Raw genomic sequence first — 7,334 nt, forward strand, 5'->3', positions numbered from 1 at the left:
CCTCATCGCAGAAAAGAGAAAAACCTGATAAAAGTTCCCCAAATACTCACTTTGATTTGTCCAAAAATACCTTCTATTCATTTCCAATTTCTTTCATATCTCTTTCATATTATTTTTGACACTACCTCATTTTGGTAATTGGTAACTGGTGAATGGTAATTAGTTACCAGTTACCATTTAACCGATTACTTACTTTATAATTTCGTGAAGCCCTATATATTATATGCTACATAGCATAAAGATTCTCCTGAAAATAGGAAGTAGAGAGTAGAAAGTAGAAAGTAAAGAAAACATCACTCCTCACGCCTATCTCCTTTTGGTCACTGGTATTGGTCAATGGTCATTGACTAATGACTCCAATCTCTCTCCCATTAATTTTCATCGTCTTTTGTGAGTCGCAGACTCATGACCGTTTCCCCTGAAAATATCCGTGGATTGCGCAGATTACACAGATTTTTAATTTTTTATTTCCACCGCGTAACTATTCAGCACAATTATTTCATAAATCTAGGTAATTCCCCTACTTTGCCACAGAGACACAGTGGCACAGAGAAATTATAAAATATACCTTTTGATACCATCTTTTAACAAGAGGAATTTGCTTATATACTTCTATCGCACATCTGATGATTTTCTCTGTTATCTCATTCAAATCCTTCATCTTAAAATACCTCTGTGCCTCTGTGGCTGAATAGTTATCTACAAACTATGATTTTCCGTTAGTCCCCTTAGCCTTCTCATGCGATATAAGTAGTCAACCGAGACGGTTGACCTACCACCACCATTGATGGTAGGACAAGCGTCTGGCGTGTCTACTTGTCTGTTGCAGTCTAATTGTGTCGGAAAAAATATCTCCGTTAATACAACACGCGACACTAAGAGGGAATTGATACCAAATATTAGTATTCCCACTAATGCAGTGATGGTCAGAAGTTGGAATATAAGCAACACCATCGGATGCATCATAAACCATACCATTACAAGGCCTGGTATTGCCGGCCAAATCAGGGCAGTGGGATGCGACAGTGATGGTTTGAGCTCGGAAGTCGTTATTTGTGCCGGCTGATGGATTAGAGGAACCAGTAACAGCGGTAGCACTATACCCATACCTAAACCTGTGAGAGCCCGAAACCATCCTGGCGATGCCCACAGGTGTAGCGTATTGCCCCAGCCATCCAGCAAAAATGGCACCATCAGCACGCTAGCGCTAACCCCACTTCGAACATCTGGGAAACTGCGGTTCCACCCACCGCTTACTGCCAGATAGAGGTATGACGATACCACTCCGAAATGCAAGCCTGAACACCGAAAACAGAGAGGGAAGACGATACCATCAAAGTGCGATGAGCGACCTGGCAATTGGTGACATATCAATCCACAGAGATCATACAGAACAGACATCGCTAATAATAACTCCCCGACATACCAATCACACAGGCTATTATCCCGCAGATACATGAGAGTACACACACACTGATACCTACCCACAACCATAATCGCCCAACGGCTTTTTTGGCGGGATTAGGATCGTTCATGTAGATTATTCCCATGATAATGCCGAGCAATGGTATGAACAATGTGCCGACAATGATGCCCGTCTTCAACCCCGATGAGACTGGTGCACCATCTGGTAGGAAAGGCGGTTTCCCTATTTGGGTTTGTGGCTCAGTCCGGTAATCTATTGTCATGGAAGTGCCACATTTACCACAGAACTTAGCTCCATCTGGATTTTCAAAACCACATTTTGGACACAACATGATAGTGCTCCTCCTTTTTGGATTTGTTAACCGCAAGGTTGTTTTACACATGCTATTGGTTAACACGAAACTCACAGGTTGCTTCAGTCCATTTGTCTGTCGGAATCGCTTCGACATTTTTCTTGATTACTGTAATATCACGCGCCGCGGCTGCCGGCGTCTCTATCCGAAACAACGAACCATCCGATGAGAATTGCGACGCCAGTAATTCTACCTTCTCCAATGTAGCGATGGCCTTCAACTTTTCGATTCCCGGCGGTCCCAGCACTCCGTATTCAAAACCATACTCTTTGCCAGGAATTTCATAGCTCTGATTGGCTGAAATCAAATTGTTACGATATAGCCCATTGGGAAATAAAATGGTCAGTTTTCCACTCGTACCGATATTCAGCAAGGTCAAATAGCAGTCCTTAGTAGAACGGAAGCACACATTAATCTTGTCGCCAATACGATACTTAGCTTGTTTCGCTGATGGGATAATATTAATATCACGACTTTCCACAGTGGTCTCGGCGGCGAGAGTGGTCCACACCTGGACAGAAAAGTCTCCCGTTGGCTTTGCGATAGCGTTGAGCTTCTCTCCGAGCAGTTGGCTTATGGTTGATGGGTCTTCATGCTCAACTTTGCTCTTCTGCTCAAAGAATAAATAGGCAACCGTAGCTACCAGAAAAACGAAGAGAATGGCTGCAATAATCGGTAATCCTTGATTGCCACAGAGCTTGTAGGCTATCACCAGGATGACAATAAACGCCAAACTGAAGATTAGCGATTGACTTGACAATTTCTTGATGACAATCTGTAACATTTCTTTCGTGCCAAATAGGTCAGCAATAGGATGTGATTGGTTTCCAGCCTTGTATTCATTACTGAAACTGATAGGAATTTGCTTTTGGGTCATTTTTGATGTTACCTTCACTTTTGAGCATTATGGTTATATTTTACCACAAATTTTATCCCATGTCAATAAAAATTTTGATCATCAGGAATTCTCGGTGAAAAATTAGATAGAGACTCATTATTCCTTATTTCCCTCTCAAAATCTTTACGAAAAATATTTTTTTCTATCTCTCCTAAACATAGGTGAATTCAGTCTCTAAAAATTCACCGAGAATTGCTGGTTTCACGAGATTTCTCTTGACAGAAACAAATTATAAGGGTATAATAAAAATAAGGTGAATAATTTGAGATTAGTAGCCTGGGAGGTTACTCGAAGATGTAATCTTTCGTGCATCCATTGTCGGGCAAGTGCGATTAATAGTAATAGATTTGATGAGGATGAGTTATCTACAGAGGAGGCATTTGTTTTAATTGATGAAATTGCTAAAGTTAGCCATCCCATCCTTATCCTTTCTGGCGGTGAGCCACTACTTCGACAGGATATATTTAAAATAGCCTCTTATGCCATAAGTAAGGAATTTACCGTTGTCATCGGTTGTAATGGAACTTTGATTAATGAGGAAGTCACTGAGCGAATAAAAGATGTTGGAATTAAAAGAATTAGTGTTAGTCTGGATGGTGCGGCGGCTAAAACCCATAATAAAATTAGACAACAGGGAGCATTTGAAAAGGCTTTAGAAGGACTAAAATGGGCAGGAAGAAGTGGTCTTGAAATCCAGATTAATACTACGGTTACAAAACAAAATTATCTAGAACTCAATGACATAATCAATTTAAGCATTAAATTGGGTGCGGTTGCCTGCCATTTCTTCTTCCTTGTCCCAACTGGCAGAGCTAAGACAATGGAGAAACAGGAATTAAGCCTCACGGAATACGAAGATGTATTAACCTGGTTATATAAAAAAAGTAAAGTAACAAATATTGAAATAAGAACTACCTGTGCCCCACATTATTTCAGGATTATGCGACAGATAGAAAAAGGTGAACAACATTTTCTCTTAAGCAAAGGCTGCTTGGCCGCAACTTCTTATTGCTTCATCTCTTACAAAGGTGAGGTATTCCCGTGCGGTTATTTAGATGTTCGTTGTGGTGATATTAAAACCCAGAGTTTTAAAGATGTCTGGGAAAATTCGCAAGTCTTTAACGAATTGCGTGATTTTTCTAAATACAAAGGTAAATGTGGACGATGTGAATATATCAATGTCTGTGGTGGTTGCCGAGCACGAGCCTATGCGAAAACAGGTGATTACTTAGACCAGGAGCCTAATTGTATTTATCAACCAAAAAAGGAGCGGATAAATTGATGATTGAATCATTAGTCAAAGAAAATATTAAAACTTTAAAACCATACCAAATACCGGATATTTCCTGCCCAATTAAATTAGATGCAATGGAAAATCCGTATGACTTACCAGACGAAATAAAAGAATTGCTTAAAGAAAAGATTACTGGTTTTAATCGTTATCCCGACCCACTTTCAAATGAATTACGCCAGACTATTGCCGCATATCTTGGCATAAATAAAAAAGAAATTTTGGTTGGTAATGGTTCTGATGAACTAATCTTATACATTCTGCTAACTTTTAACGCAGGTCAAGTTGTTTTTCCCACACCTACCTTTGCAATGTATAAAATATTATCCCAGATTACTAACACCACGCCAATTGGAATACCTTTAACTGACAAATTTGAATTAAATGAGGAAAAGATATTGAAAATAACCAGGGATACTCCTTCCATTATTTTTCTCGCTTATCCAAATAATCCAACAGGAAACTCTTTTTCAAAAGAAAAGGTATTAGAAATTATTGACGAATCGCCAACCTCATTAATAATTATTGATGAAGCCTACTTTGAGTTTTCAAAGGAGACCTTCATTTCACTGATTAACATTTACCCGCAGGTAATAATTGTAAGGACATTTTCTAAGGCATTTGGTTTAGCCGGATTAAGAATTGGATATTTGATTGCTAATTCTCAAATAATCGATGAACTTCTCAAAGTAAAATTGCCCTATAACCTGAATGCTTTTTCTCAAGCAGTGGCGACTTGTGCCATAGAAAATTTTAGATACCTTTTACAACCTCGAATTAACCAGATAATAAGTGAGCGAGAAAGGGTCTATGGATTTCTTAAAGGAATAACTGGCATTATGCCTTACCCCAGTGATGCTAATTTTATTTTATTTAAAACCCTCAATATCCCGCCAGATACCCTTTTTTCAAATTTAGTTGAAGAAGGGATATTAATTCGTAATTTGAATGATGATATCCCTAACTGCCTTCGAGTAACTATTGGTAATGAACAAGAAAACAATGCCTTTTTGGGAAAAATAGATAGTATTTGCAGAAGATATTGAGGCTTCTTTTTGGGAAGTGTTCAGGGTGTAATAAAGGGAAAAGGGGAAAACAGGGAAAAGGGGGTGAAAAAATGACACCAATTGCAATCATTGACTACGGAATGGGTAATTTACGGAGTGTGCAAAAGGCGATTGAGAAGATGGGTGGCAGGGTGATAGTTACCAATTCTCCACTTAAAATTATTACTGCCTCAGCCGTGATTTTACCCGGCGTAGGTGCATTTAAAGATGCAATAACTCAATTAAAAAACTTACAACTTGATACTATCATTCATAGGGTCATAGAATCAGGTAAGCCATTTTTAGGTATTTGTCTGGGAATGCAACTGCTATTTAATAAAAGTTATGAATATGGTGAGTGCGAAGGATTAAATATCCTTTATGGAGATGTCCTTAAATTTCCGGAAACTCTAAAGGTCCCACATATTGGCTGGAATACTATCCAGAAGGCACAGGAGGCAAAAGTATCTTTATTAGATGGCATTCCAGATAATTCTTACTTTTATTTTGTGCATTCTTATTATGTCAACCCTGAAGATGAAGCAATTATTGCGACGACAACTGATTATGGGATAAAATTTACCTCGATGGTTTGTAAAGAGAATGTTTTTGGCACCCAATTTCATCCTGAAAAGAGCCAGACACTCGGATTAAACCTGCTAAAAAACTTTTTAAATCAGGTAACTATTTAGCCCTATGAAGGGGAACAGGGGGGTAATCGGTGCGAGAAATACGATATACCACCCCATAGTGGGAGAAAGAATAATAGTTTTTCCCTTTGTGGACTTTGTGAAAATCCTTTGTGCCCGTAACCGTTCAGGATATAGCCACAGAGTCACAGAGAACACAGAGGGAATATATAATCACGAATGAATCCCGTTAGATGTTTTACTATCTAACGAGAATGAACCCGAATCTCCTTGAACAACAAAAAGATTTGTAGTGCGAGGTTTTAGCCTCGCTTCTGGCAAACCGGAAGGCAAACCTAAAGGGTTGCACTACATTTATCGAATGTCACAGGTTAATTCGTGTCCATTTGTAACTAATTCCCTTATTCTCTGTGAACTCTGTACCTCTGTGGCTGAACGGTTATTTGTGCCCTTTGTGGTTAAATTAGCCTCCGAATTATTACCTTTATCGGATAGAGATGCCAAAGCGGCTTAGAAAGGAATCAAGATGAACAGCACAGCACAAGATGTAAACATAATTATTGCCTTTATCGCCGGATTATTATCATTTTTTTCTCCGTGTGTTTTACCGGTCATTCCTTCATATCTGGCTTTTATTACTGGTTTGTCTTTTGAAGAAATGAACGAAAATCAAACCGTGATTAAAAGGCGGCTTTTTTTTAATTCCCTTATATTTATTCTTGGCTTTTCCTTGATTTTTATCTTCTTAGGGGCAGGGGCAACCTTAATCGGCAAGTTTTTAATCACTTATAAGCTTATTATTCAAAAGGTAGGTGGAATCTTAATTATCCTTTTTGGCATCCATATAACCGGCCTTGTCCCGCTCAACTTACTCAAAAAAGAAAAGCGTGTCCACCTTAAAAACAAACCTTTCGGCTATCTGGGCTCTTTCTTAGTCGGATTAGCCTTTGCTTCTGGCTGGACTCCCTGTATAGGTCCTATACTTGGCTCTATTCTTATCTATGCCGCTACCTCAGATAATGTTTATTCAGGCATTATTCTCCTCTCATCTTATTCCTTAGGGCTTGGACTCCCCTTTCTTATTGTCTCCTTAGGGTTGTCTGCCTTTTTGACCCATTTTAACTGGATGAAACGCTATTTAAGACCAATTTCTATCTTCAGCGGTATCCTGCTTATCCTCATCGGGATAATGGTATTCACCGACAAACTGGGAATGGTTACGGGAATGATTACTGGGCTAAACAATGACTAAAGAAAACTGTTCGTTCAAACAATCTAAGGAGAAGGGGGATAAGGAGATAAGGAAGATATGGAGATTATAAATTCCGTAACCGTTCAGGTGGTAATTTACCGCAGAGACGCAGAGGAACAGAGAAATAAATCAGATAACAGAAAAGATTATTGGTGCAGCCATTGAAATACATAGGACCTGCTTGCCGAATGTTCAGCCGGCAAGCCAGATTTGTTAATCCATCCCTGATTTTCATCAGGGCAAGTTTAATGTTGTTGGACTCAAGAGATTGCACTGATGAAAATCAGGGATGTTAAGCGTATCGTAAATAAATTTTAATTTTCTTCTCTGCGTCTCTGTGTCTGTTATGTAAAGTGTCAAGCTTTTTTTTATTTTTTTACTTAAGAAAAGACTCTACGACTTATCTCTATAACTCTACA

Annotated in this window: 8 protein-coding genes; 5 read left to right on the forward strand and 3 right to left on the reverse strand. The window is 38.9% G+C overall.

The features are described from left to right. Nucleotides 1–699: 699 nt before the first annotated feature. From AB1414_12360 to AB1414_12370, 3 genes are read right to left on the reverse strand one after another with little or no spacing between them, the layout of a single operon-like run. Nucleotides 700–1,494 (reverse strand): DUF2085 domain-containing protein, encoded by a 795-nt coding sequence (locus AB1414_12360; protein MEW6608216.1) that lies wholly within the window; start codon nt 1,492–1,494, stop codon nt 700–702. Further along, nucleotides 1,404–1,757, reverse strand: coding sequence for a zinc-ribbon domain-containing protein (locus AB1414_12365; GenBank protein MEW6608217.1), 354 nt, complete (start codon nt 1,755–1,757; stop codon nt 1,404–1,406). The genes AB1414_12360 and AB1414_12365 overlap by 91 nt, the downstream gene beginning before the upstream one ends. A 52-nt stretch (nt 1,758–1,809) precedes the next feature. Then, on the reverse strand, nt 1,810–2,655 hold the full coding sequence (locus AB1414_12370) for a DUF4384 domain-containing protein (protein MEW6608218.1): 846 nt from the start codon (nt 2,653–2,655) through the stop codon (nt 1,810–1,812). Between the two features lie 274 nt (nt 2,656–2,929). Between AB1414_12370 and AB1414_12375 the strand changes: the two genes are divergently transcribed. From AB1414_12375 to AB1414_12395, 5 genes are all read left to right on the forward strand, one after another. Further along, nucleotides 2,930–3,958, forward strand: coding sequence for a radical SAM protein (locus AB1414_12375; protein MEW6608219.1), 1,029 nt, complete (start codon nt 2,930–2,932; stop codon nt 3,956–3,958). Further along, nucleotides 3,922–5,013, forward strand: coding sequence for a histidinol-phosphate transaminase (hisC, locus tag AB1414_12380; protein MEW6608220.1), 1,092 nt, complete (start codon nt 3,922–3,924; stop codon nt 5,011–5,013). The genes AB1414_12375 and hisC overlap by 37 nt, the downstream gene beginning before the upstream one ends. Before the next feature lie 71 nt (nt 5,014–5,084). Continuing rightward, nucleotides 5,085–5,705 carry an imidazole glycerol phosphate synthase subunit HisH gene (gene hisH / locus AB1414_12385; GenBank protein MEW6608221.1) on the forward strand — a complete coding sequence of 207 codons (621 nt, stop codon included), beginning with the start codon at nt 5,085–5,087 and terminating at the stop codon, nt 5,703–5,705. Between the two features lie 319 nt (nt 5,706–6,024). Continuing rightward, nucleotides 6,025–6,177 carry a hypothetical protein gene (locus AB1414_12390; protein MEW6608222.1) on the forward strand — a complete coding sequence of 51 codons (153 nt, stop codon included), beginning with the start codon at nt 6,025–6,027 and terminating at the stop codon, nt 6,175–6,177. Between the two features lie 12 nt (nt 6,178–6,189). Beyond that, complete coding sequence (locus tag AB1414_12395) at nt 6,190–6,915, forward strand: cytochrome c biogenesis protein CcdA (GenBank protein MEW6608223.1); 726 nt, start codon at nt 6,190–6,192, stop codon at nt 6,913–6,915. The last annotated feature ends 419 nt before the right edge of the window (nt 6,916–7,334 follow it).

The sequence above is a fragment of the bacterium genome (assembly GCA_040755795.1).
GTDB lineage: Bacteria > UBA9089 > CG2-30-40-21 > CG2-30-40-21 > SBAY01 > JBFLXS01.